Annotated in this window: 20 protein-coding genes; 8 read left to right on the top strand and 12 right to left on the bottom strand. The window is 57.4% G+C overall.

The window, feature by feature from the left end; genetic code table 11:
• Nucleotides 1-25 precede the first annotated feature (25 nt).
• Nucleotides 26-1,750 (top strand): PAS domain S-box protein, encoded by a 1,725-nt coding sequence (locus JHC09_RS14635; protein ID WP_199532572.1) that lies wholly within the window; start codon nucleotides 26-28, stop codon nucleotides 1,748-1,750.
• A 117-nt stretch (nucleotides 1,751-1,867) separates the two neighbouring features.
• On the opposite strand, the gene JHC09_RS14630 is transcribed toward JHC09_RS14635, so the two are convergent.
• From JHC09_RS14630 to JHC09_RS14605, 6 genes are all read right to left on the bottom strand, one after another.
• On the bottom strand, nucleotides 1,868-2,626 hold the full coding sequence (locus tag JHC09_RS14630; protein WP_199532571.1) for an ABC transporter ATP-binding protein: 759 nt from the start codon (nucleotides 2,624-2,626) through the stop codon (nucleotides 1,868-1,870).
• The gene (locus tag JHC09_RS14625; RefSeq protein ID WP_199532570.1) at nucleotides 2,623-3,612 is read right to left on the bottom strand and encodes an iron chelate uptake ABC transporter family permease subunit; all 990 of its coding nucleotides are present in this window, start codon (nucleotides 3,610-3,612) and stop codon (nucleotides 2,623-2,625) included. The genes JHC09_RS14630 and JHC09_RS14625 overlap by 4 nt, the downstream gene beginning before the upstream one ends.
• Nucleotides 3,609-4,571 (bottom strand): iron chelate uptake ABC transporter family permease subunit, encoded by a 963-nt coding sequence (locus JHC09_RS14620; RefSeq protein WP_199532569.1) that lies wholly within the window; start codon nucleotides 4,569-4,571, stop codon nucleotides 3,609-3,611. Before JHC09_RS14620 ends, JHC09_RS14625 begins: the two co-directional genes overlap by 4 nt.
• A gap of 66 nt (nucleotides 4,572-4,637) precedes the next feature.
• On the bottom strand, nucleotides 4,638-5,555 hold the full coding sequence (locus tag JHC09_RS14615) for a siderophore ABC transporter substrate-binding protein (RefSeq protein ID WP_199532591.1): 918 nt from the start codon (nucleotides 5,553-5,555) through the stop codon (nucleotides 4,638-4,640).
• A gap of 121 nt (nucleotides 5,556-5,676) precedes the next feature.
• Nucleotides 5,677-6,588: a LysR family transcriptional regulator gene (locus JHC09_RS14610; protein WP_199532568.1), complete on the bottom strand. Its 912-nt coding sequence runs from the start codon at nucleotides 6,586-6,588 to the stop codon at nucleotides 5,677-5,679.
• A gap of 81 nt (nucleotides 6,589-6,669) precedes the next feature.
• Nucleotides 6,670-7,416, bottom strand: a complete 747-nt coding sequence (locus tag JHC09_RS14605) for a sulfite exporter TauE/SafE family protein (protein ID WP_199532567.1) — start codon at nucleotides 7,414-7,416, stop codon at nucleotides 6,670-6,672.
• A gap of 253 nt (nucleotides 7,417-7,669) precedes the next feature.
• On the opposite strand from JHC09_RS14605, the gene JHC09_RS14600 reads away from it, so the two are divergent.
• Together JHC09_RS14600 and JHC09_RS14595 are read left to right on the top strand one after the other, a co-directional pair.
• Nucleotides 7,670-9,520, top strand: coding sequence for an ABC transporter ATP-binding protein (locus JHC09_RS14600; protein ID WP_199532566.1), 1,851 nt, complete (start codon nucleotides 7,670-7,672; stop codon nucleotides 9,518-9,520).
• Nucleotides 9,517-11,418: an ABC transporter ATP-binding protein gene (locus JHC09_RS14595; protein WP_169196198.1), complete on the top strand. Its 1,902-nt coding sequence runs from the start codon at nucleotides 9,517-9,519 to the stop codon at nucleotides 11,416-11,418. Before JHC09_RS14600 ends, JHC09_RS14595 begins: the two co-directional genes overlap by 4 nt.
• A 136-nt stretch (nucleotides 11,419-11,554) precedes the next feature.
• On the opposite strand, the gene JHC09_RS14590 is transcribed toward JHC09_RS14595, so the two are convergent.
• The 3 genes from JHC09_RS14590 to JHC09_RS14580 form a co-directional block, all read right to left on the bottom strand.
• Nucleotides 11,555-12,547, bottom strand: coding sequence for a heparan-alpha-glucosaminide N-acetyltransferase (locus JHC09_RS14590; protein ID WP_182394772.1), 993 nt, complete (start codon nucleotides 12,545-12,547; stop codon nucleotides 11,555-11,557).
• Between the two features lie 56 nt (nucleotides 12,548-12,603).
• Entirely contained in the window at nucleotides 12,604-14,448 is a 1,845-nt protein-coding gene (gene recQ / locus JHC09_RS14585; protein WP_349236557.1) for a DNA helicase RecQ, read from the bottom strand.
• 90 nt (nucleotides 14,449-14,538) lie between these two features.
• On the bottom strand, nucleotides 14,539-15,132 hold the full coding sequence (locus tag JHC09_RS14580) for a DNA-3-methyladenine glycosylase (protein ID WP_199532565.1): 594 nt from the start codon (nucleotides 15,130-15,132) through the stop codon (nucleotides 14,539-14,541).
• Between the two features lie 30 nt (nucleotides 15,133-15,162).
• Between JHC09_RS14580 and JHC09_RS14575 the strand changes: the two genes are divergently transcribed.
• From JHC09_RS14575 to JHC09_RS14565, 3 genes are all read left to right on the top strand, one after another.
• Nucleotides 15,163-15,963 (top strand): class D beta-lactamase, encoded by an 801-nt coding sequence (locus JHC09_RS14575; RefSeq protein ID WP_199532564.1) that lies wholly within the window; start codon nucleotides 15,163-15,165, stop codon nucleotides 15,961-15,963.
• A 128-nt stretch (nucleotides 15,964-16,091) separates the two neighbouring features.
• Nucleotides 16,092-17,015 (top strand): VOC family protein, encoded by a 924-nt coding sequence (locus tag JHC09_RS14570; protein ID WP_199532563.1) that lies wholly within the window; start codon nucleotides 16,092-16,094, stop codon nucleotides 17,013-17,015.
• Between the two features lie 61 nt (nucleotides 17,016-17,076).
• A complete protein-coding gene (locus JHC09_RS14565; RefSeq protein ID WP_169196192.1) occupies nucleotides 17,077-17,622 on the top strand; it encodes a DUF924 family protein in 546 nt (181 codons plus the stop codon).
• 34 nt (nucleotides 17,623-17,656) lie between these two features.
• Here JHC09_RS14565 and JHC09_RS14560 read toward each other — a convergent pair whose 3' ends face one another.
• The gene (locus JHC09_RS14560) at nucleotides 17,657-19,453 is read right to left on the bottom strand and encodes an ABC transporter ATP-binding protein (RefSeq protein ID WP_199532562.1); all 1,797 of its coding nucleotides are present in this window, start codon (nucleotides 19,451-19,453) and stop codon (nucleotides 17,657-17,659) included.
• Between the two features lie 416 nt (nucleotides 19,454-19,869).
• Entirely contained in the window at nucleotides 19,870-19,992 is a 123-nt protein-coding gene (locus JHC09_RS17095; RefSeq protein ID WP_282567611.1) for a hypothetical protein, read from the bottom strand.
• Nucleotides 19,993-20,147: 155 nt separating this feature from the next.
• Between JHC09_RS17095 and JHC09_RS14555 the strand changes: the two genes are divergently transcribed.
• Nucleotides 20,148-21,389: an aminopeptidase gene (locus JHC09_RS14555; RefSeq protein WP_199532561.1), complete on the top strand. Its 1,242-nt coding sequence runs from the start codon at nucleotides 20,148-20,150 to the stop codon at nucleotides 21,387-21,389.
• A 50-nt stretch (nucleotides 21,390-21,439) separates the two neighbouring features.
• Here JHC09_RS14555 and ppk2 read toward each other — a convergent pair whose 3' ends face one another.
• Nucleotides 21,440-22,294 carry a polyphosphate kinase 2 gene (ppk2, locus tag JHC09_RS14550; RefSeq protein ID WP_199532560.1) on the bottom strand — a complete coding sequence of 285 codons (855 nt, stop codon included), beginning with the start codon at nucleotides 22,292-22,294 and terminating at the stop codon, nucleotides 21,440-21,442.
• Between the two features lie 90 nt (nucleotides 22,295-22,384).
• Between ppk2 and JHC09_RS14545 the strand changes: the two genes are divergently transcribed.
• On the top strand, nucleotides 22,385-23,671 hold the full coding sequence (locus tag JHC09_RS14545) for an ATP-binding protein (protein WP_199532558.1): 1,287 nt from the start codon (nucleotides 22,385-22,387) through the stop codon (nucleotides 23,669-23,671).
• The last annotated feature ends 89 nt before the right edge of the window (nucleotides 23,672-23,760 follow it).

Genomic DNA, 23,760 nt, shown 5'->3' with positions numbered 1-23,760 from the left:
CGCAGTCGATAAGGTTGAAAGCGCAATGGACTCTTCAAAACGTCTTAAGTCGCCTATGGAGGCACGTGGCCTCGATCATCTCGGACCATCGCTGGCCAGCTTGCTAGCCGCAACGCCGCTCGGGCTCGTGGTTGCCAATGAGAAGGGGGAGCTGGCCTACTTCAACCCCGCCTTCACCCAGCTACTGGGATACGCTGAGGGGGCTCTGGCCGAAGTTACCCTCGAAGACACGGTCCATGACGCCGACGTTGCCGCTGCGCGCTTCCATTTTAATCGGCTGTGCCGAGGCGAGATTTCGACCTATCGGGGCGAACATCGCCTGCGCCACGCTGACGGTTCGCCCATTTGGGTCATGGTCAATGCCTCCGTCCTCGAGAGTGAGGGCGTTCAGCGCCATGTCGTTATTCAGTTCAGCAACATAGAGTTGCAAAAGAAAGCCGAGGACGCGCTGATCTATACCGAAAAGCGCTGGCGGTTCGCTCTACAAAGCGCGCGGCAAGGCGTTTGGGACTATGACTACCGCACGGACAGCATTTTCTATTCAGACGCCTGGCGGCAGATACGCGGCTATGAGGTTGACGAATGGGTCGACGGCGCTACTGCCGCTTGGCATTCCAGGATCCATCCGGACGACCTGCCTGCAGTGAAAGCCAATATAGACCGCCAGGCCAAAAGCGATGACGCTTTTGAGGGGCTCGAATATCGCGAACGGCGTAAAGACGGCTCCTATGTCTGGATCTTGAGCCGAGGCCGCGCCATCGAGTGGGATGAAGCTGGCGAGCCGTTGCGCACGATTGGCACCGATACTGACATCACCACACTGAAAAATTTACAATATGAACTGGCGGCCCAGAAAGAGCGGTTGAGCGTTATTCTAAATGCCATGGCTGATGGTATGATTAGCACCGACGCTAAGGGCTACATCAGCTTCCTCAATCCTGCCGCTCAAAATTTGCTCGGCTTAGGCGATGAAGTGGTTATAGGTCGCAAGTGTGCCGATGTTTTCCGCGTGCGCAGCGAGTCCTCCGGTGCTGTTCTGCCCAATCCCGTGTGCAATTGCTTGGAGCGCAGTCAACTTGTGCGCCTTGAAGACGATTGCCTGCTGTGGGCGCATGATGGCCGCGTGCGTGACATCCGCTGCATTGCCTCGCCGGTCAATGGCGCGGGCCATGAGGTCATTGGTGCGGTCTTGGTTTTCCAAGACATGTCGGAAAGTCGCTCACTGCAGCGCCAACTCGCGCATTCGGCAACGCACGACATGCTGACCGGCATTCCCAATCGCGCCGCCTTTGATCGCGCTCTGGCTGAGGTCATCGGCATCGCCCAAGCCGAAGCACGAGAGCATGTGCTGATCTATATTGACCTCGATCGGTTCAAGCCCGTCAACGACACCGCCGGTCATGCTGCGGGCGATTCCCTGCTCAAGCTTGTGGCGCAGACCATCCGCGGTGCCTGTCGTCAGAGCGATCTTGCCGCGCGCATTGGCGGCGATGAGTTCGCGCTGTTACTGCGCGATTGTCCGCTCACTATAGGGCTGAATTTGGCGCAGAAGGTCGTCGCCCAAATCGCCGCTATTCAGTTCATGTGGGAAGGTCGGGCCTACAGCATCGGCGCCAGTGCCGGTGTCACGACGATCACGGCAAAGCCGCCTCATGCTGTTGGCTTTCTCGGCGAGGCTGACGCGGCCTGTTATGCCGCCAAAGCCGCGGGGCGCGGGTGTGCTGTCGCTTTTCAGAACATGCGCCCATAAGGGGCCATCCCCCGTGCCCAAAAAGGCTGGCCAAGTGCCACAAATATGCCAATCGAGGCCACACCCAAATGGCGGGGATACGCGGCCAAATTCCATGGCCGCGCCAAAGGCTTACACTTAGCCGTAGTAAACGCTGATCAGCTGCCCGCCAATTTCGTGCACATTGATATCCATTTCATAAATTGGGTTGAGCACTTCCGGCTTGATGATCTCTTTGACCGTTCCCTGAGCCGCGACTTTGCCCAGCTTCATGGCCACGATATGGTCTGAGTACCAAGAGGCGAAGTTGATGTCGTGCAACACCAAAACCACTGTTTTGCCAAGGTCATCAGCGGCCTGACGCATTAGCTTCATCATGCCCATGGCATGCTTCATATCGAGATTATTCAGCGGTTCGTCGAGCAGCACATAGTCTGTGTCCTGCGCCAAAACCATCGCCACAAAAGCACGCTGCCGTTGGCCGCCAGAAAGCTCGTCAAGGAAGCGTCCGGAGAGGGCCTCTAGATCCAAGTACTTGATCGCGCGATCAATATGTTCTTTGTCCTGCACATTAAGCCGCCCCTTGGAGTGCGGATAACGGCCAAAGGAAACAAGATCATGAACGGTCAATCGCGCCGTCATGTGGTTGTCCTGGCGGAGGATCGAGAGGCGCTTTGACAGCTCATCGCTCTTGGCCGTGGTCACGTCCAACCCACCGATCGTCACGCTGCCTTTGTCCATCGCCATAAGGCGCGAAACCATGGACAGAAGGGTCGATTTACCCGCCCCATTAGGGCCGATGATGGAGGTCACACCACCCTGTGGCAGCGCCAGTGTAACGCCGTCGACGACGCAGCTAGAGCCGTAATTCTTAGTGACTTCCGACGTAATAATCATCGGGCCGATCTCCTCAGCACGAGGGCAATAAAGACAACACCACCAAGGAATTCGATGATGATCGAGAGTGCGGTGTCAAAAGCGAAAACGCGTTCGAGCAGGGTCTGCCCGCCCACCAGAGCAATTATCCCAAGCAGCACCGAAGCGGGAAGCACAAAGCGGTGAAGAGAATTGCCGATGAGCGAGTGGGCCAGCGTCACAACCAACAGGCCAAAGAAGGTTACAGGGCCGACAAGTGCGGTTGAAACGGAAACAAGGATCGACACCAAAACCAGAATAATGGCGACGGTGCGCTTATAGTCCACGCCCAGATTGATAGCGTGCGCGCGGCCCAGATTGAGCACGTCATAGACATGCATCATCCGGAAGCCGACCACACTGACCACGCCGACGATGACGCAGGAAATGCCCAGAAGCGACGGATCGGTTGTCGAGAAGCTGGCGAAAAGCGTGTCCTGCAAGACGTTAAATGCGCCGGGATCCATCATGCGCTGCATCAGATTTGAGAAGGATCTGAACAGCGTACCGAAAATTATCCCCACCAGTACCAGGAGGTGTAGGCTCCTCTCTTCGCCGAGGAACAACCAACGGAAAAGGAAGCCGGAGAAAGTGACCATTGCGACGAGCGAGAAAATAAACTGCCATTCGCTTGAGATCGAGGTCAGCGCGCCAACGCCGAGGAAGAAGACGATCGAGGTTTTGATCAGCACATAAAGCGCGTCAAAGCCCATAATCGAGGGGGTCAAAATTCGGTTATTGGTCACTGTTTGGAACAGCACGGTCGATACGGCGACCGAATAGGCCACGAGCACTAGACCGAGCAGTTTCTTGCCGCGGAACGGCAAGATGAAACTCCAGCTTCCTTTTGCGCCCAGCGTCATGAACAGCACGATGGAGGCGACGGCAAGAACGGAGAGAATAATCAGCACCCAGACCGGGCGCGACAGACGCGCCAGTGGGTTAGTCGACACAGCAGGCGCGCTCATTTTGCACCTCGCGGGGTGCGCAGCAGCAGATAGAGGAACAGCACAGCGCCAACCACGCCCATCACCACCGAGATGGGGATTTCATAGGGATAGCGGATGAGACGGCCGACAATATCGCAGGCCAGAACCATGCCTGCGCCACCAATGGCGACCCATGGCACGGTGCGGCGCATATTATCGCCCACCAACATGCTCACAAGGTTCGGCACAATCAGCCCCAGGAAGGGAATAGAGCCGACCGAGACGAGCACCACGGCGCTCACCACCGAGACGATCACCAAGCCTAGGAACATCACACGCCGATAGTTCAGCCCGAGATTGGTGGTAAAATCCTTGCCCATGCCAGCGACGGTAAACCGATCTGCCGCAATATAGGCGATCACGCAGCCGACGAGGCCGATCCACAACAGCTCATAACGTCCGCGAATGACGCCTGAGAAATCGCCCATATTCCAAGCGAGGAGCGATCCCATCAAATTGGTGCGATAGGCGATAAAGGCACTGATTGAGCCGACGATGCCGCCGAGCATAATGCCGACCAGCGGCACCAGCAGAACGTCACGCAGCGGCACAGCGCGCAGCACGCGCAAGAACAGAGCTGTCCCACCGAGCGCAAACAGCGCCGCGACAACCATTTTCGCCATCAGCGGCCAACCGGGCGCGACAAGGGTGACCACGAGGAAGCCGAGGGCGGCAGATTCGCTGGTGCCGGTTGTGCCCGGCTCCACAAAGCGATTGCGCACAACCATTTGCATCACCAGGCCCGAGATGGCCATGGCAGCGCCAGCAAGGATAAGCGCTAACGTGCGCGGGATTCGGCTGATGAGAAGAACTTCGCCCGGACGGCCGTCAAACCCGCCAGACAACAAAGACGTCAGCGACACGTCGCTAACGCCAACAAACAGACTAACAATCGCAAGAGCGATTGTGATGATCGTTCCAGCTATCAGGGCGGGCAATGAGCAATCCAGGCTAAAATTTTATAGAAAGCCCGGTGGCTTATGACCACCGGGCTCAAGAATAACTTACTTGTTCAGACCAGCGATAACCTGATCGAGCAGCAGAGTCACGGCCTGGTAGCCGTTCATGGTGATGTAGGCGGCTTGCGAGTCGAGATAAACGATCTGGCCTTCCTTGGCAGCGGTGGTCTGGTTGAACAGTTCGTTGTCCAGCAGGGCCTGAGCTGCACCAGCGTTTTCACCGGTACCCGCATCGCGATCGACAACGAATACCCAGTCTGGGTTCATTTCGAGCAGGAATTCAAAGGTCACAGCGTCACCACCGTGATCGCCGTCCTTAACTTCTGGCAGAGCCGATTCCATGCCAAGCTCATTGTAAACCCAGGAAACGCGGCTATCTGGACCATAGACGCCGAGCTTGCCAGCGTTGGTCACGAGAACCAGCGCCTTGCCCTTGCCTTCTGCTGCGGCCTTGGCTTCAGCAACCTTGGCGTCGACATTGGCGATCAGCTCAGCGGCCTTGTCCTGCTTGTCAAAGATGGTGCCAAGCGTGGTGAGGTTGTTCTTGAGGCCATCAACGATGGCGGAGTTGTTCACCGACAGATCGATTGTTGGCAGAATGTCCTTAGCGGTCGGGTAGACCGAAGCCGAACGGCCTGAAATGAAATAAACGTCCGATTCCGACGCTGCGATACCTTCAAAATCAGGCTCAAACAGCGAGCCGAGCGCCAGAGCGTCGGCTGGGATAACGTCCTTGAGGTAGCCGGGAGCGTTCGAGGAAGGAACGCCTGCAACGGTTACGCCGAGTGCGGCGAGGTTATCGAGCGAAGCCCAGTCCTGAACCAGAACCTTAGCCGGAACGCCAGAAACAGTGGTTTCACCCTGTGCGTGGGTGATGACCTTGTCTTGTGCAGTGGCAACAGTGGCCATCGAGAGTGCGCCTGCAAACAGGGCGGCGGCAACGGCAGTCGTGCGGAAGAGCATGCTCACGGTGTTTTCCAGTCCAGTTAAGTGAACTAACGCTGTCAGGTATACAGCGCTCTGAGGCTTCCTAAACGCTGTTGGGATTAGGAGTCAAAGGAAAACATGAGGTTTAACCTCTGATTTAGGTGTTTGGTAGGTAAGTGTCGCTCACTAATGCAATAAAGCTTTTCATGGCTGCAGAAAGAGGGGAGGATTTGCGGCGCGCGACCAGCAATTGCCGCATCGCCCAAGGCTCCGCCAAAGGTGCACAGACCAGATCTGTGCCAGCCAATAAATGCAGGCTCGTTGAGCGCAGGAAACCGATTCCAAAGCCTGCTTCCACCATGCGCACGAGCGCTGGGAAGCTTTCAACCCGCAGAGCCTCGTTGAGGGTCTTTCCCTGTTCTTCTGCCGCTTCACTCAACAGACGATCGAGCGAGCCGGTGCGGTGAATGCCGACGATTGGATAGGGAAGAGCATGCTCAAATGCGAGGGCCTTGCGCGGCTCGATCTTTTCCGCCAGCGGATGTTCTGGTGGCGCCAATACCCAGACGCGCTCGTCTTCAAAAGGCCGAATATCAAAACGCGTAAAGTCATAATTGTCCGAGACAATAGCGACATCTGCCTGACCTTCGTCGAGCGCCATCAACGCCTTGGCCGCGCCCATTTCGCGAATGGCAATCTCAATGCCCGGATATTTGCCCGCAAACTTGGCCAGCAATTCTGGCAACCGCCCGGTTAGCGCAGACCCGGTGCACGCAAGGCGCAGGCTACCGCGCGAACCGGAGCTGAAATCGGCCATGATAGCGTCAAGATCCGCGATGGATCGTAGAACGGTCCGGCAGCCATCGGCATAGGCCTCACCTGCTTTTGTCAGCTTCACGCCATGAGCGGAGCGATCGAAAAGCACAACGCCAAGACGCGCCTCAAGGTCCGAAACTCGGCGGCTAACCGCTGAAGATGCAATACCTTCTCGCTCTGCAGCGCGGCCGATAGAGCCGGTCTCTGCCAAGAGCAAAATCAGTCGTGCGGTTACGCTGTCGAATGGTGCCATGGTGTCTCCCTAAGCCACCATAATCCAATGCCATCAAATGTGTGAACCGGTTTTAGCAATATCCTGTAATCCCACAGGAAATCAGACCCCGCCAACCATCATCAGGCCGCGCACCAAATAATAGAGGCCAATGGCTGTAACGATGAGCCGTGTCCACTTGCGGAATCCCGCGTCCGTCATGCGCTGCAAGATGTGATAGCCCAGACTTGTACCAGCAATTGCGAAGGGCGCAGCGATCAGCACAATGAGCCAGTCGCCCATGCCCATGGCCGCTGCGAGACCAGAATAGAACACCACTTTGGCGGCGTGGGAGATCACCTGCGACGCGGCTTTGGTCGCAATAATCCGGCGGCGGTCCATCTGCGTGCGAATAAAGAAAATGTCTATGGTCGGCCCGGCCACGCCAACCGTGAGATTTAGGCCGCCACCAAGGAAACCAGCGAGAAAGGCGTGAAACGGTTTGCTGGCGTCAAGCTGCAGCCATTGATTGGGGATCCAGACCAAGATGGGTAGGAGACCAATGACGATATAAACCGTTGCCAGATCGGGCATGTAGCGAATGGTGAAGAGGATGACGCCAACGCAAAATAGACCCGCGCAGATGATTGAGAGGATGCGCCAGTCGATATGTTCGCGCGATAGCCATGCCCGCGAGCCATTCGCTAGAATTTGGATTGCGCCTTGAACGGCAATTGCTGTCGCTACGGGCAGCAGCGTGAGCAAAAGGGCTAGTAGGATCAGGCCTCCCGCCATGCCGAACACGCCTGAAATAGTCGATGTCGTTAAAACAGCGACGGCAATCAGGGCGATAGTGGCAAACGCGGGCATTGAAGTTTCTCCTCACGCCAAGCCATGGCGCAGCGCAATCTTTCTGGCCATCACTGCTTAAGCATGGGGCCATGCGTGACCAATATGCCGTTATTCACCAACAATGCGGAAAAACAGTCATACTTTTGCGCTAAATGCATCTTGAATGGTAAGTCTATTCGGCCTCTTATAGGGACGCGAGTTGATTTGCCCGATCGTTGGTCGACGGTTTCCGCCTCCCCTTCGGGCCCCACACTATTTCTGGATTAGTCCCTTGATTACCCTCAAGGCTGGCCGCGAACGTTCACGCGGTGATGCACGAACTCATGTCGCTGCGGCCCATAGTGGCAAGGGGCAAAGTCCCCTGTTGCGTATCGCGATCTATTCTCTCCGTCACTATTGGCAGGCCAGTTTTGCGATCGGCGCGACGTTGATCGCCGCCACCCTGCAATTGCTGATCCCTCGGCTTTTGGGGCAGGCCATAGATCAGGCGCAAAATGTGCTGACCGTGGCGGGCGAGGGGGCGCAGGAGGCGCTGCTTTGGACAGCGGCAACTTTGTTCGTTGTCTCTGTTCTGCGCGGCCTGTTCACGCTGGTTCAGAACTACTACGCCGAAAGCGTCACCCACTATGTCGGCTATGAGCTGCGCTTGGCCTTTTACGAAAAGGTCCAGCGGCTTTCATATTCTTATCACGACCGGGTCCACTCCGGCGACTTGATCACCATCGGCCTGCTCGATCTTGAAGGCATCCGCGTCTTTTTCTCGACCGGTATTATCCGCGTCTTTCTGTTCTGCGTGCTGCTCGGGATTGGCGCCTACATGCTGTTCTCGACAGATCCTCTGTTGGCGGTATTGGCCCTGAGCTTTGTGCCTTTCGTCGCCTGGAACTCCTCCATCGCACAGCTCACCTTGCGCTCCACCTGGCTGGTTCTGCAAAAAAAGCTCGCCGTGATGACACGCGTCATGGAAGAAAACCTCGGCGGTATCCGCGTCGTCCGCGCCTTCTCCGGCCAAAAATACGAAATGGATAAATTCGACACGGCCTCAGCCGAAGCGCTGGCCTTGGCGCATGACCGCGTGAAAATCCGCGTCAAATCCACCTCGGCGATGAACCTGTCTTTCTTCATTTCCATGGCGCTTGTGCTGTGGTTTGGCGGCAATAAGGTCATCGCAGGCGAGATCAGCATTGGCACGCTGGCCAGTTTCCTGACCTTCATGACCATTTTGCAAATGCCGGTGCGCCAGCTCGGGATGATGGTCAATTCCTTCGCCCGCGCCTCCACATGCGGCGAGCGCTTCTTCGGCTTTTTGGACGAGGATAATGAGATCGTGGACGCTTCAGATGCGGCCCCGCTCAAGGTGTCCAAGGGCACGCTGCGCTTTGAAGATGTGCATTTCACCTATCCGGGCATGACCGTCCCAACACTCAATGGTGTTTCCTTCGAAGCGCACGCTGGTCAAACCGTCGGTATCGTCGGAGCGCCGGGTTCAGGAAAGTCCACGCTCGCCCATCTTATTCCGCGTTTTTACGATGTTACCTCTGGCCGCGTTACCATTGATGGGCAGGACGTGCGCAAGGTGACTCTCGAAAGTCTGCGGCGTTCGGTAGCCGTCGTGCAGCAGGATAGCTTCCTCTTCACGACCACGATTGAAAACAACATCGCCTATGGCGACCCGTGGGCCAAGGAGCGCAAGATCGAACGCGCTGCTGAGAGCGCTCAATTGCACAATTATATCGCGGGCCTGCCTGCCGATTACGACACAGTCGTCGGCGAGCGTGGCGTGTCCTTGTCTGGCGGCCAGCGCCAGCGCCTCTCCATCGCCCGCGCCCTCGTATTGAAACCGGCGGTTATGGTGTTCGACGATTCAACCGCCGCTATTGATGCGGGAACCGAACACCGTATTCGCAGCGCTATCCGCCGCTACGCTTCTGATCGTGTCACCATGATAATCGCTCATCGCCTTTCCTCGCTCATGCATGCCGACCTCATCCTCTTCCTTGAAGATGGCCGGATTGTCGAACAGGGCACACATGACCAGCTGCTGGCGCTCAACGGGCGCTATGCCGCCCTTTACGATCTGCAGACCCGCCCCACCGAAGAGTTGGAAGGGGCCGCAGAATGAGCGTGATTGAGACCGACGACGAGCGCGATACCGCCACTTTCCCCGGACAGCGCCCCCCTCGCGCTTCGGTTGGCAGCCATCGCGTCGAAGAAGAAGTGTTTGGTAAAGCCTATGACCCGCAAACCGTGCGACGCATCTGGGCCTATGTCCGTCCTTACAGGAAAAAGATCTATATCTCGGTGGCCTCTGTGCTGGTGTTCACTGGCTCCCAGCTCGCTATCCCACTGATTATTGGCAATGCCATCGACAGCGGCATGAGCGCAGGTGGCAATACCAACAACCTCATCTCCGCCTTAGTGGCTTTCTCCATTGCCATTTTGGTGAACTATGTCGCCTCCTATACGCAAGAAAAGCAGGTCGGTGACGTAGCCGAGAATGTTCTTTTCGACATGCGCCGCGCCATGATGGCCCAGCTACAGCGCGTCTCGCTAAGCTATATGGATAAGACCGAGGTCGGCCGTCTCATGTCGCGCCTACAGGGCGATGTGAACTCGATGCAGGAGTTTCTGGAAACCTCCATCATTTCCGTCGGGGACATTGTTCTGCTCTTCGGCATTGTCATCGTGCTGCTGACGCTTGATCCATGGCTGGGGCTTCTGACGCTTGTCACTATGCCGATCCTGTTTGTCGTCCGCCTCTTCTGGTTGCCTCCGGCCAAACGCGCTTTCTGGGCCGCGCATGAGACTAATTCGACCACAGCAGGCGCTATGGCCGAAGGCATCAATGGCGTTCGAACTGTGCAGAACCTTGATCGTCAGCGGGTCAATTTCGACCTCTATGACGATAAGGCCTATGCCAATTTGCGCACTCAACTGACCGGCTCGAAATATGCGCAGGTCATGGTACCAATCGTGGATAGCCTCACCGGCATTTCCATGGCGACTGTTATCGTCGTCGGCGGCGCCATGGTCCTCAATGGCAATTTGCAGGTCGGCGTCATCGTCGCCTTCCTGTTCTATATCCAGCGCTTTTTTGATCCGATCCGCTCGCTGACAATGCAATATTCCATCATGCAGCGCGCCATGACGTCAGGGCGTCGCATTATGGAAGTCATCGACTTGCCAGTGGTCATCGACGACAAGCCAGATGCCAAAACCCTCGGCGCTGACATGGATGGCTCAGTCGAATTCCGCAACGTCGTTTTCGGCTATGATCCAAAGCGCCCGGTGTTGAAGAACGTCTCGTTCAAGGTCAACCCAGGCGAAACCGTTGCTCTCGTTGGCCCAACGGGTTCTGGCAAAACCTCGGCCATGTCGCTCGTTCATCGCTTTTACGAAGTGCAGGACGGGGCGGTGATTGTCGGTGGTCACGATGTGCGCGACGTGACCCAAGAGAGCCTTGGGGCGCAGGTGGCCATGGTTTTGCAGGAGCCCTTCCTCTTCACCGGCACCATTTTCGAAAACATTCGCTACAACAAGTTGACGGCTACCCGTGACGACGTCATTGCCGCTGCCAAAGCCGTCGGCGCGCATGATTTTATCGCTCGTCTTCCTGAAGCCTATGACACCCCGTTGGAACAACGAGGCTCAAACTTTTCACTCGGCCAACGCCAATTGCTCAGCTTTGCCCGCGCGCTAGTGGCCGATGCGAAAATTCTCGTCCTCGACGAGGCGACCGCCAATATCGACAGCTACACCGAACGCCAAATCCAAAAGGCGCTCGAAATCTTGCTCAAGGGTCGCACAGGCATGGTTATCGCCCATCGCCTTGCCACCATCCGTGGCGCTGACCGCATCATCGTGTTGCAAAACGGCGAAAAGATCGAAGAGGGTAATCACAACCAGCTCATGGAGTTGGGTGGGCTGTACTCAAAGCTCTACAATATGAACTACGCCAGCTTCGACGACATTCCCGACGAACTGGTCGCTTCCGCCAATGCCAAAGCGGCAAGCACTTAGCCGCCGCGAACGTCCCGTACCGCCCCGCCCCCTCAACCCCGTCATCACCCGACTTGATCTGGTGGTAAGGACGGTGTTGAGGTTTGGTCGGCCAGGGGTCGGGTGAGGGGGCTGACACGCCGCCCACAAAAGAACCTCACAATTCGGGTAGCGTTCCCTCCAACTCCGGATAGATCAGCACCGAGCACTGGCGATTGTTTGCATCAAGATTGTCTTGCTGTTCGTCATTGAAAACGCCGGAATAAATCGGGTCCCAAAGCTGGTCGCGCTCGATACCTGCGAGCCCACATTGGCAGTAGATGGCGCATTGTTCAGCCGTCGTGCCATTGGTTTCGCAGGTGGTCTGACAGGCCGACAAAAACTCAATCTCCCGGGCCGCCTCCTGTGTCCCTAATGCCCCAGCGAGAGGCGTCAATACGCCCAGTAAAATAGGTTGATGCAGCAGATAGATAAGAAGGCTCCAGCGGCCCAAGAAGGCCAGCCCTCGAGCGACAGCAGCGGTTGAGTTGAGTTGCGCCAAGCGAGCGTCCCATTCGTTGGCGCGGATAGACCGCATCGCTGCTACGCCGAGCAGCGCAACGCCGAGCCATGGAAACAGGGGGACGAGATCATTCGCCGGAGGCGGTACCGCAGAAAATCCGATCCAGCTGGTGATCTTCTGATCAAAGAAGGGGTTGGTGAAAACGAAGGGCAGGATTGCGATGATGAGCCCTGCCAGTCCAGTCAGCCAGAGTGGCGTGAAGAGGAACGGCAGCGCCAAAACACTGACGGCAGCTATAGCGTGGAGAACGCCGAAATAGACGAAGGTGTCGGGAAAAGTGAAGTAGGTGGAAACGGTTATGATGGCCGCACCTGCGGCCACAAAGGCCCAGCGCTTCCAAAATGAACGCCAACGCACACCCGTTCCATGGCCCAAGACCAGCCCTACGCCGACCAGAAACATGAATGTAAACAGTATGGACCGCGCGAAAAACACCCACCCCGGGTCATAGCCTACGTCAACTGGGAAGATGCGAAAGTAAGAGAGGTCCCAGAAGAGGTGGTAGATGACCATAGCGATGATCGCTACGCCGCGCGCGACGTCCACGATCTGGAGCCGACTACCCTTGCCGCTCTTGCCCAATTCCATAGAACACCTTCTCGAATTGCGCCGAGACGCTTTGGATTTGCGAACTGGCCGTGGTTTTAAATGTTAGCGCGAACGACCGCCAAAAAGTCTTCGCCATACCGATCAAGCTTGCCTTGGCCAACGCCGGGAAGGTTCAGCATATCATGAGGGTGTGTAGGCCGTGCGAGAGCCATGGCGCGAAGCGTCGCGTCATGGAAAATCACATATGGTGGAACGCCTTGCAGCTTGGCGAGGCGCAGGCGCTCTTCGCGCAGCGCGTCAAATAGGGGCTGGCATTCGGCTGGTAGCTCAACCGCCTTTTGCAGCGAACGGCGAACCTCAAGGGCCTTCTTCGGGCGGTCCTTGCGCAGGATCACCGTGCGTTCGCGCTTAAATACCAGCCCTGCATTTTCGGAGAGTGTCAGCGCCCCATGGTTGGCGTGGTCGACGATGATCAGACCTTGCGCCGTCAACTGGCGGAGAACGGACTGCCAGCTTTTGGCGTCGAGCTCTTTGCCTTGACCAAAAACCTTTTGGTGCTGATGGCCAAAGCGTTGGATTTTCTCGGTTTCTTTGCCCGTCAGCACATCGATCACATGGGCCGCGCCGAACCGCATGCCGGTCCGATAGATCGCGGCCAAAGCCTTGATCGCGGCCTCGGTGCCGTCCCAACTTTCGACCGGTGAGCGGCAGGTGTCGCAATTACCGCATTTGCCCGGATGGGCTTCGCCGAAGTGGTTGAGAATGGCTTGTCGACGGCAGCCTGCAGTTTCGCAAACTCCGAGCAAGGCATTGAGTTTGCTATGCTCTAGGCGTTTGATCTCGTCGGGCGCATTGCCTTCGTCGATCATCCGGCGACGCTGCACCACATCGGCCATGCCATAGCTCATCCAGGCGTCGGCGGGCTGGCCATCGCGTCCGCCGCGGCCGGTTTCCTGGTAGTAAGCCTCGATAGATGAGGGCAAATCCATATGCGCCACGTAGCGCACGTCGGGCTTATCGATGCCCATGCCAAAGGCCACGGTGGCCACGAGACAAAGGCCTTCTTCCTTGAGGAAGGCGTCCTGATGGGCGCTGCGGCGGTCGGAACTCATCCCGGCATGATAGGGTAAAGCCTTGATCCCCTTACGCTCTAGCCAATCGGCCAGGTCTTCAACCTTGGCGCGGCTGAGGCAATAAACGATGCCACTTTCGCCGCGATGGCTGGAGAGGAAATCATAAAGCTGCTCGCGCGCCTTATCGCGCTCGACAATCGAGTAGGAGATATTGGGGCGGTCAAAGCTGGTGGTGAAGACCTCGGCCTGCTCAAGCCCCAAGCGTTCGATAATGTCTTCGCGGGTCGACGGGTCGGCTGTCGCGGTCAGCGCGATACGCGGTACGCCCGGAAAAAGCTCAACCAAATGAATGAGTTCGCGGTATTCAGGGCGGAAGTCATGGCCCCATTGGCTCACACAGTGGGCTTCGTCGATGGCAAATAGGCTGATTTCACAATCACCCAGCATCTGCGCAAAGCCCGGTGTGGCCACGCGTTCGGGCGCCACATAGAGCAGGTCCAACTCGCCGCGTCGCAGCTTTCTGCGCACTTCAGCGGATTCTTCAGCCGTGAGGGAGGAGTTCAAGGCGGCGGCCGCGACACCGGCTTGTTTGAGCGCTTCCACTTGATCGCGCATCAGGGCGATGAGGGGGGAAACGACAATGCCAACGCCGGGGCGGCAGATGGCTGGGATCTGGTAACACATTGATTTACCAGCGCCAGTTGGGAAGAGAACGACTGCATCGCCCCCGCCAACGACGTGTTCGATCACATCGCCTTGCTGGCCCCGGAAGTTCTTGTGCCCGAATATATCGCGCAGAACGGCGAGCGGCGTCGGGCGCTGCTGGCGTTGGGGCGAGAACAGATCATGAGACTCAATGGCTTCCACGTCACCCTTGAATCACGGGTGAGTCTGGGTGGCAACACTTGCAGCGGCCTTGTGATGGATCATGCCCAGATTGCAGCCCGAAGCGATGCATTACGACTTGGGGAAAGGGCGGCTCAAGAAGGGGGAGCCCATGAGCCCGAAACGCCATGGCACCTCAATGGCCTTTGATAGGCCAATTCTAGGCCCAGTGCTGGCATTTATGGGCTCGTCGGTGGGCACCAAATGGGCATTTGGGGCACATAGCGGCGCCCCATCGAGAGCTTTGGTCACCCCCAATGCCTGCGCCAGCTTTCCCGGGCCCGAGCACAATTGCTTGGTGACAGTGGTGCCGCGCCTTTCGGCCATTATCTCAATCCCGGTGGTGGGTTTAAGAGCGCGAATAAGGACGGCGTGGCCGCTTTCGCAGACAAAGTTAAGGCACCAATGCATGCCGTAGATGCGGTAGACATAGGCGTGCCCCGGTGGGCCGAACATGGCTTGGTTGCGCGGTGTGGGACCACGAAAACTGTGCGACGCGGGATCGTCGGGTGCGTAGGCCTCAGTCTCGACAATAATTCCGCCAACACCGTTGATGAGCAGGGTGACGCCAAGCAGGGCAGGCGCAACGACCACAGCTGGGCGCATGAAAAACCTTGGCCCAAGTGTCGGCACTGGTTCTGGTCCTACTTCTGTCGCTTTTGTCATTCGTTTTTGAGGCCGGCTGTGGAGGGGCGTATGCGCATTATACTATCATTGATCGTGGTGTTGGCACTTTGGGCTCCTGCCCAGGCCAAAGAGGTGTGCACGCTGGTGAGCGATGTGCAGACCGGCGCGATTGTCTTTGAGCGCGGCGATTGCACGACGCCAGTCACGCCTGCTTCGACCTTTAAAGTCCCTCTCGCGGTGATGGGGTTCGACGCGGGTTTTATCAAATCTCCAAAGGAGCCGGTTCTGGAGTTTTTCAAAGGCGATCCCGATTGGGGCGCCAATTGGCAAGAAAACACCAATCCGACCCAATGGATGATCAATTCAACGCTCTGGTATTCCCAGCGCATAGCCCGCTTTCTCGGCCCAGAGGTTCTCACCCGCTATGCGCGCAGCTTTGGCTATGGGAATGCCGATTTTTCTGGCGATGAGGGCGAGAACAATGGTCTCGACCGCGCTTGGGTGTCCTCCTCACTGCTCATCTCGCCGCGCGATCAGGCTCGCTTTCTGCTCGATCTGTTAAAGAACCAGCTTCCCGTGAGCGCGCAGGCACAGGCGAATGCCCGTGCGCTGGTGCAGCCCGGTGGCACCGTCAATGGTTGGGCTGTTTATGGCAAAACCGGCTCGGCCTATCCTCGTCGCGCCGACCAAAGCTTTGATTACGCGAGGGGCTGGGGCTGGTATGTTGGGTGGGCGCAAAAGGGACAGGAGACCTATGTCGTCGTGCGCCTCAACCAAGAGACACAGAGACGCTCCGGCAGCATCGGTGTGATCGCGCGGGACGCGCTTCTGGCGGACTTGCGCTTGATCTCCCCTTTTGATGCGCCGTGACGGTAAAACGTCTGTGGTGAATATGATTGGATACAGTCTATCGAACGAAGCCTTCGGCGACGGCCGCTTTGTGTGAACGCCGGAACGGACTACATCAGGGTCAATGATTTTGCCGAAGGAGGCACGAAATGATCGACGCATCTGTCCAGACTAATGTTCGCTCCAAGCCGGTGCTTCCGCTGACCACGACGCTTGGTCCCGTCCATATCGCCGTTACCGAACGCAACAAGGCTCTTGCCATCTGGCAGGATGTTGTTGGGCTCGATTTGATCTCGGAAGAGGGCAATCTGCTCACCCTCGGCGCGGGCGGGGTTCCATTGATTGTCCTTGAAACCGGGGCCAATCGCCCGGTCGTGCCACGCACAATCGGCCTCTATCACGTTGCGCTGCATGTCGTGTCGCGCGCAGAACTGGCGCAGATGGCGGTTCGTGCGCTGCAGCGCAATGTCCGCATTTCGCCGACCGACCACCTTGTCTCGGAAGCCATCTATCTCTGGGATCTGGATGGGAATGGCGTCGAGATTACGCTTGAAACACCATGGCGCGGCACGTTGAACGACCCCGATAAGGGCGAGTCCTATGCTGTCACCACCGATGGCAAGCTCCATTCTGGCCGCGACCCGATTGATCTTGATGGTCTTCTTGGCGAGCTTGGCAGCAACCCTGTGCTTTTGCCACGCATGGCTGCGGGCACGCGCATTGGTCACGTCCATGTTCATGTCAATGATCTCAACAAGGCGATGGACTTCTATCGTGACGTCGTCGGCTTTGCCGGGTTCTTGCTGATCCACTCCTATGGGATGGGGGATGTTGGTCTCGACTACATGCCCCACAGTCTGGCGTTTAACGTCTGGGCGGGGCCAAATGCACCGCTGCCCCCAGCGGGCGCTGCCGGTCTGAAATGGTTCACCATCCGTCTGCCGGATGCCGATAGCCTTGCCGCACTCAAGGCGCGCCTTGAAAAGGCAGGGGCTCCGGTTGCAGTGGTCGGAAATGATCTTGAGACCCAAGACCCCTTCGGCAACCGCATCCGTCTCGAACTCGTTGCTTAATGACCCGTTGGACCATCTTCGATATGAAGGTGGTCCAATTTCATTGCCTAGGAGCGTTTTCATGCAGGATGCAAAAGCCGTACTCGATTTCTGGTTCGTCGAGCATGGGCCGAAAGATTGGTTTGGCGGCGATCCTGCCTTTGACGAAAAGCTAGCGGCGCGGTTCACAGAACTCCACGCCGAAGTGGCGCGCGGGGAAGCGTGGCACTGGCGCGAAACGCCTGAAGGCCGCTTGGCTGAGATTATTGTGCTCGACCAGTTCTCCCGCCAATTGCATCGCGGCAAGCCTGAGGCTTTTGCGCAGGACAAGATGGCACTGGCGCTCGCCCAAGAGGCCGTGTCCGCTGGCGCAGATGACGCGGTGGACCATGCTTGGGCGACGTTTTTCTATATGCCGCATATGCACGCAGAAAGCCTTGTCGTTCAGGATGAAGGCGTTCGCCTTTACGGACTTTATGGCGACGAAGGCACGCTCAACTTCATGAAAGAGCACCGCGATACGATCGCCAAATTCGGTCGCTTCCCCAAGCGCAACGCCGCATTGGGACGCAAGAATACGCCTGAGGAAACGGCCTATATCGAGGCCGCTGGCGACCGCATGTTCTAAGAATGAGAAAGGGCACCTGAGGGTGCCCTTTTTATTAGTCGATTAGGCCTTTGGTGAGTTCTAGCGCCTGCCGCTCAAAGAGACGGCGATAGATGCCGCCGTCGAGGCGGATGAGGGAATTGTGGCTCCCTTCTTCAACGATCTCGCCCTTGTCGAAAACCAACAGACGATCGAGCGCCCGAACGGTGGAGAGGCGGTGCGCGATCACCAAAGTGGTGCGCCCTTCCATGAGACGCTCCATCGCCTCCTGGATCATCACTTCACTTTCACTGTCGAGGCTGGAGGTGGCCTCGTCGAGGATCAGCACGGGTGCATCTGCTAGGAATGCGCGTGCGATGGCAACGCGCTGACGCTCGCCGCCCGACAGTTTCACCCCGCGTTCGCCCACCATGGTCTCATAGCCCTTGGGCAGACGCATGATGAAGTCGTGCGCATTGGCCTGCTTGGCCGCTTCCATCACTTCGCTCAAGCTTGCGCCGGGGCGCGCATAAGAGATGTTTTCTGCCAGAGTGCGGTGGAAGAGGATCGGCTCTTGCTGAACGATAGCGAGTTGCGCACGGAGCGAAGCCTGTTGATGCTCGGCAATGTTCTGACCATCGATGGTCACAGAACCACCGTTGACGTCATAAAGGCGCTGGATCAGCTTGACGAAAGTGGTCTTGCCCGAGCCCGAGTGCCCCACGAGGCCAACCCGTTCGCCCGGCTTAATCGACACCGAGAAATTGTCGTACAGCGGGGTTTGATGCGAGCCATACTGGAAGCGCACGTCGTTGAATGCGATCGCGCCTTCGGTGATCTTGATGGGCGTAGCACCGGGCTTGTCATCAATGCCGAGCGCCTGGCTATAGAGATTGACCAGCTCTTCCATATCGTTGACCGACTTCTGCAGATTGCGGATGTGGTGGCCCACGTCGCGCAAATGGCCCGAGAGCAGGAAGAACATCGAGAGCACAAAAGCGATGTCGCCCGGGGTTGCTTCCCCTTGCGTCCACAGCCAGATGACAAGGCCCAGAATGGCGGTCTGCATCATCGCCATCATCAGGCCCTGCACACCACCATTGATGGTGCCGCGCTGCCATGTGCGACGGGTGCGGCTGTCCCACTTGCGAATAACGCCCAAGAGGCGATTTTCCTCGCGGTGTTCAGCGCCAAAGGCCTTGACCACCGAATTGCAGCTGACCGCATCGGCAAGAGCGCCACCCATGCGGGTGTCCCAGGCATTGGCCAGCGTTGCCGCAGGGGCAACGTAGCCGGTGGAGAGGGTCAGCGTGACGGTGATGTAGATAATGGAGCCAACGCCAACGAGCAGGCCCATCACTGGCCACTGCAGACCCAGAATAATGGTCGCGCCAACCAGCATGGTGAGCGAAGGGACGAGTGCCACGAGCAGAGTGTCGTTCATCAGATCGAGCGCCCACATGCCGCGCGTGATCTTGCGGACGGTTGAGCCGGCAAAGCTGTTGGCGTGCCAATCGGTCGAGAAGCGCTGGACGCGATGGAAGGCGCTCGAGGCGATTTCGCCCATCATTTTGAGCGTCAGCTTGATGATGTTGAAAAACGTCAGCTGCCGCATGATGACGGAGAACAGATAAAGGCTGCTCATCGTCACGAAGGCCGTGATCGCGGCTGTGACCGCGTCATTGCCTTGACCGGCGACCGCATCCACGAGGCGGCCAGCAAAGATTGGGCTCATCGCTTCGGCCAAAGTGGCCAGCATGACGAGACCCATGATTGTAGCAATGCGAACCGGTTGGCCTTTCCAATGCCGGAAGGTGAACCCCAGCACGTTTCTAAAAGCGTCCGCTCGGAAATCGAGTTTCTTGCGAGTCATTTGCGTCCACCGACCCCGCTCTCCGGCGTCGGTTCCTCAAAACGGAATTTTGAATGAGCAGTCGGGGACCGAAAGAGACGGGAGGCCAGAGGGCCAATCGGACTGCTGGGAAAATTGGGAAGAAGTGGGCATTAAACATGCCCGGCCGGGGCGTCTTAGCGGAAGCTAATTCCCGGAAGGGAGCGATACACAGATGAGTTCATCAGACGTCTCCCTTAAAAAGAATGAAGCGACACCGGGTTCTAGAACAACCCGATGTCGCTGCCAAGTGGCTGAAATTTTCTGATCGGCTGGTGATGCAACCGTGTCACAATAAAGGTGAGTGGGGCGGGGCGCAGGTTAGCGTCAGGCCCTGCAGGCACAGAGCCGGCCCACCCCACTCTCATCGCCGTCCCCCCGAACAGCGAAGTTGAACTTTATTGAACTGGCAGCGAACCCGGTGCTGCCATGCCACGCGTCTGGTACTGCACATAGCCGATTACACCGGCAAAAGTACCAAAAAATGCAAGAACACCAACGATTAAGACTGTCATGCTCATGGCTTTACTCCGTGGTTTAGATGTCCTTGGTTTGAACCTCCCGAGCCCTCGAAACTTTGATTTAAGTCAACAAATTTTCCGATTTCGAAGTGTGGCGTTGTTGGCGCGAGAGCAGTAGGCTCCCCCCAACGATTCAAAAGACGAAGGCACTCCCCGTGAGCAATTCTCCCATCGATCCGGTCAAGCTCGACAAGCTCGGCGAAGTCGCAATCAAAGTGGGTCTGCAGCTTGCTGAAGGGCAGGATCTGGTTATCACTGCGCCGATGACAGCAGCGCCACTGGTGCGCCGCATCACCGAGCACGCCTATAAGGCCGGTGCCGGTTTGGTCACGACCATCTACTCCGATGAAGAAGCGACCTTGGCACGCTATCGCTATGGCAATGATGCCAGCTTTGATCACAGCGCTGGCTGGCTCTATTCGGGCATGGCCGAGGCTTATAAGAAGAACGCTGCGCGCCTCGCGATCTCGGGCGACAATCCGATGATGCTTGCCGGCCAAGACCCGGACAAGGTCTCGCGCGCTATGCGGGCCAATTCGGCGGCTTATAAGCCAGCGATGGAGCTGATCACCGGCTTTGACATCAACTGGAACATTGTTTCCTACCCAACGCCCGCTTGGGCCAAGCTCGTCTTCCCCAATGATAGCGAAGAAGAAGCAATCGCAAAGCTGGCGGACGCCATCTTTAAGGCGAGCCGTGTGGATCAGGCCGATCCGATCGGCGCTTGGAAAGAGCACAACGCCAACCTCAAGCGTCGCTACACTTGGCTGAACGAAAGGAACTTCGCTTCGCTCAAATACACCGGTCCCGGCACCGACCTGACCATCGGTCTGGCCGACGGTCATAAGTGGAAGGGCGGCGCGTCGGAAGCCAAGAATGGCGTGACCTGCAACCCCAATATTCCGACCGAAGAAGTGTTCACCACCCCGCATAAGCTGCGTGCTGAAGGCTATGTCGCGGGCACTAAGCCGCTGAGCCACAATGGTGCGCTGATCGAAGAAATGCAGGCGCGCTTCGAAAACGGGCGTCTGGTGGAGTTCAAGTCGGCCAAGAACGCGGACCTCTTCAACAAGGTTCTCGACACCGACGAAGGCGCGCGCCACCTCGGCGAAGTTGCGCTGGTGCCGCATTCCTCGCCGATCTCGGCTTCGGGCATTCTGTTCTTCAACACGCTCTACGACGAGAACGCCTCGTGCCACATCGCGCAGGGCCAGTGCTATGCCGATTGCTTCGTGGACGGAAAGAGCCTGTCCAAGGACGAGATCGCGGCGCGCGGTGGCAATGCGTCCAACATCCACATCGACTGGATGATCGGCTCGGACCAGATCGACATTGACGGGGTTAATGCCGACGGGTCGAGCGAGCCGGTAATGCGCAAGGGTGAATGGGCGTTCTAATCAGCGCCAAACCCAAAGGCCCTCTCGGGATCACCGGGAGGGCCTTTTTTTTACTCGCCTTTGAGCGACAAAAACTCGTCGACACTGAGCACGAGCTTAGTGTCGATCTTGCCGATCTCTTTGGTGTCTTTGCCGTCATAGTCCAAGCCGTGCAGCACGGTGCGTATAGCATTGAGGCGCAGACGGTTTTTGTCATTGGCGCGAATGATCGTCCAAGGCGCGTGTTTGCTATCAGTGCGCCGGAGCATTTCGTCGCGGGCAGCAGAATATTCATCCCACTTGTTCAGCGCCTTCAAATCGACCGGCGATAGCTTCCATTGCTTGAGCGGATCATGGCGGCGATCATGGAAGCGTTTGAGCTGCATTTCCCGGCCAATGCTCAGCCAGAGCTTGAAAATTTTGATGCCGTCATTGGTCAGGCGCTTCTCGAATTCGGGCGCCTCATCCAGAAAATTTTCGGTCTGTTTTGGAGTACAAAACCCCATCACCGGCTCGACAACGGCGCGGTTGTACCAAGAGCGATCAAAAAGAACCATCTCTCCGGCCGCCGGAAACCAGTCGATGTAACGTTGAAAGTACCATTGGGTGGCTTCACGGTCGCTCGGCTTAGGAAGAGCAGCAACCATGTTGTAGCGACGATTGAGGTTCTCAACGAACCGCTCGATCGTTCCTCCCTTGCCGGCTGCGTCTCGACCCTCGAAAATAACAATTGTTCTCGTCTTGGCCTTGTTCATAAACGCCTGATGCAGGACAAGTTGTTTCTGCAGAGCATACATCTGCTCTGTGTATTCCTCGTCGCCTAGCTTATCTTGATAAGGAAAGCTGCCAGACGAGAATGCTGCTTTCTTTATGCTGCGCGGGAGTTCTGGATTGTTGATATCAAAGCCGTCGAGATCATCGCTCATCGTGCTGTCGCTCCATTGTCAAATAGAGCGTGATAGAAAGCTCGGTCCCACGCAAGAGGTGGGTATGCAAACGTGAGTCCCCGGCCAAACATGTACGACCAACAAGCAGAAGACGCGCCTGCCATCCAAGCTATCGCAGCGAGGTTGGTGACCTATGGCCCGCTGCTGATCGCCGCAACTTTCGTCACCGCAATTTTTGCCATGCTGGGCGGACTGCGCCTAGATCTGGCGATGGTCGGCATTGGGCTCCTGCTGCTCTTTGTGGTCTTCCTGCCTGTGCGCACGCTGACAGTGACCAAGACCGTTGAGGTCCCCGTCGCGGCCCCACACAAGCCCGTCGGCAGCATGGCCTCGGTGGTCAATGCCCTGGCCGACCCGGCGCTGACGATTGATCGCCGTGGGACTGTTATTCTGCGCAATGACGCGGTGGGACGGCAGTACCCAGGAATGCAGCCCGGCAAGGTTTTGACCTTGGGCTTGCGCAACCCAGAATTGATTGCGGCCATCGATGGCGCGCTCAAGACCGGCGAAACGCGCAGCTTTGAACTGCACGAAACCGTGCCTTCGGAAACATGGGATCGTGTTGTCGTTGCGCCCTTGCAGATCGCCAATGTGAACTGGTTCGCAGACGAAGACCGTCAGTTGCTCATTACCTTCCAGAGCCTGACTGAGCTTAAGCGTGTGGACGCGATGCGCTCGGACTTCATCGCCAATGCCAGCCATGAGTTGCGGACGCCCTTAGCGTCGCTCATGGGGTTCATCGATACCCTACTCGGCCCTGCGGCCAATGATAGTGTAGCGAGAGAAAAATTCCTTGGCATTATGCGCGCTCAGGCGGATCGGATGAGCCGCCTGATTGATGATATGCTGTCGCTATCGCGTATCGAAATGCATCAGCATGTTTTGCCCACCGGGTCCGTTGATCTCTCTGGGCTTTTGCGTGAAGTGCGCGAGGGGCTGCAAGGGATTGCCGACGCGGCTGAGGTGGAGGTGCGACTGAGCCTGCCACAAGACGCTGCGGTGACAACTGGCGACCGCGGGCAGCTCTATGAGGTGTTTGAGAACCTCATCGATAATGCCATCAAATACGGCGCGTCCGGCAAATATGTCGATGTCACGCTGATGCCGGTCAATCGTTTGGGTGCGCGCTATTTGGTGTCTGTGGTCGACCGTGGCATTGGCGTTGAGCCAGAACAAGTGCCGCGGATGACGGAGCGCTTCTATCGCATTGATGCTGAAGCGAGCCGTAAGAAGAAGGGCACGGGCCTGGGTCTTGCCATCGTCAAGCATATCGTCCAGCGCCATCGCGGTCAGATTGCGATCCGCTCGCGCGCCGCAGAAGGCGAAGGCCTGCGGGTGGAAATCTACTTGCCCTAAGCAAATGACCAAGACGAACAAGAAAGGCGCCTCGTGCGCCTTTTTTATTGTCTGCATGGCCATTGAGGGGGGCGGGCGCGACCGGGACC

Source organism: Devosia sp. MC532 (assembly GCF_016461625.1).
Lineage (GTDB): Bacteria > Pseudomonadota > Alphaproteobacteria > Rhizobiales > Devosiaceae > Devosia.
The sequence above is the reverse complement of the archived record's forward strand: the minus strand, read 5'-3'. Positions and strand labels throughout refer to the sequence as shown.

Coding starts and splice junctions, on each gene's coding strand:
- JHC09_RS14635 (WP_199532572.1), top strand. CDS start 26: ATGGACTCTTCAAAACGTCTTAAGTCGCCTATGGAGGCACGTGGCCTC.
- JHC09_RS14630 (WP_199532571.1), bottom strand. CDS start 2,626: ATGATTATTACGTCGGAAGTCACTAAGAATTACGGCTCTAGCTGCGTC.
- JHC09_RS14625 (WP_199532570.1), bottom strand. CDS start 3,612: ATGAGCGCGCCTGCTGTGTCGACTAACCCACTGGCGCGTCTGTCGCGC.
- JHC09_RS14615 (WP_199532591.1), bottom strand. CDS start 5,555: ATGCTCTTCCGCACGACTGCCGTTGCCGCCGCCCTGTTTGCAGGCGCA.
- JHC09_RS14610 (WP_199532568.1), bottom strand. CDS start 6,588: ATGGCACCATTCGACAGCGTAACCGCACGACTGATTTTGCTCTTGGCA.
- JHC09_RS14605 (WP_199532567.1), bottom strand. CDS start 7,416: ATGCCCGCGTTTGCCACTATCGCCCTGATTGCCGTCGCTGTTTTAACG.
- JHC09_RS14595 (WP_169196198.1), top strand. CDS start 9,517: ATGAGCGTGATTGAGACCGACGACGAGCGCGATACCGCCACTTTCCCC.
- JHC09_RS14590 (WP_182394772.1), bottom strand. CDS start 12,547: ATGGAATTGGGCAAGAGCGGCAAGGGTAGTCGGCTCCAGATCGTGGAC.
- JHC09_RS14580 (WP_199532565.1), bottom strand. CDS start 15,132: ATGACAAAAGCGACAGAAGTAGGACCAGAACCAGTGCCGACACTTGGG.
- JHC09_RS14575 (WP_199532564.1), top strand. CDS start 15,163: ATGCGCATTATACTATCATTGATCGTGGTGTTGGCACTTTGGGCTCCT.
- JHC09_RS14570 (WP_199532563.1), top strand. CDS start 16,092: ATGATCGACGCATCTGTCCAGACTAATGTTCGCTCCAAGCCGGTGCTT.
- JHC09_RS14565 (WP_169196192.1), top strand. CDS start 17,077: ATGCAGGATGCAAAAGCCGTACTCGATTTCTGGTTCGTCGAGCATGGG.
- JHC09_RS14560 (WP_199532562.1), bottom strand. CDS start 19,453: ATGACTCGCAAGAAACTCGATTTCCGAGCGGACGCTTTTAGAAACGTG.
- JHC09_RS17095 (WP_282567611.1), bottom strand. CDS start 19,992: ATGAGCATGACAGTCTTAATCGTTGGTGTTCTTGCATTTTTTGGTACT.
- ppk2 (WP_199532560.1), bottom strand. CDS start 22,294: ATGAGCGATGATCTCGACGGCTTTGATATCAACAATCCAGAACTCCCG.
- JHC09_RS14545 (WP_199532558.1), top strand. CDS start 22,385: ATGTACGACCAACAAGCAGAAGACGCGCCTGCCATCCAAGCTATCGCA.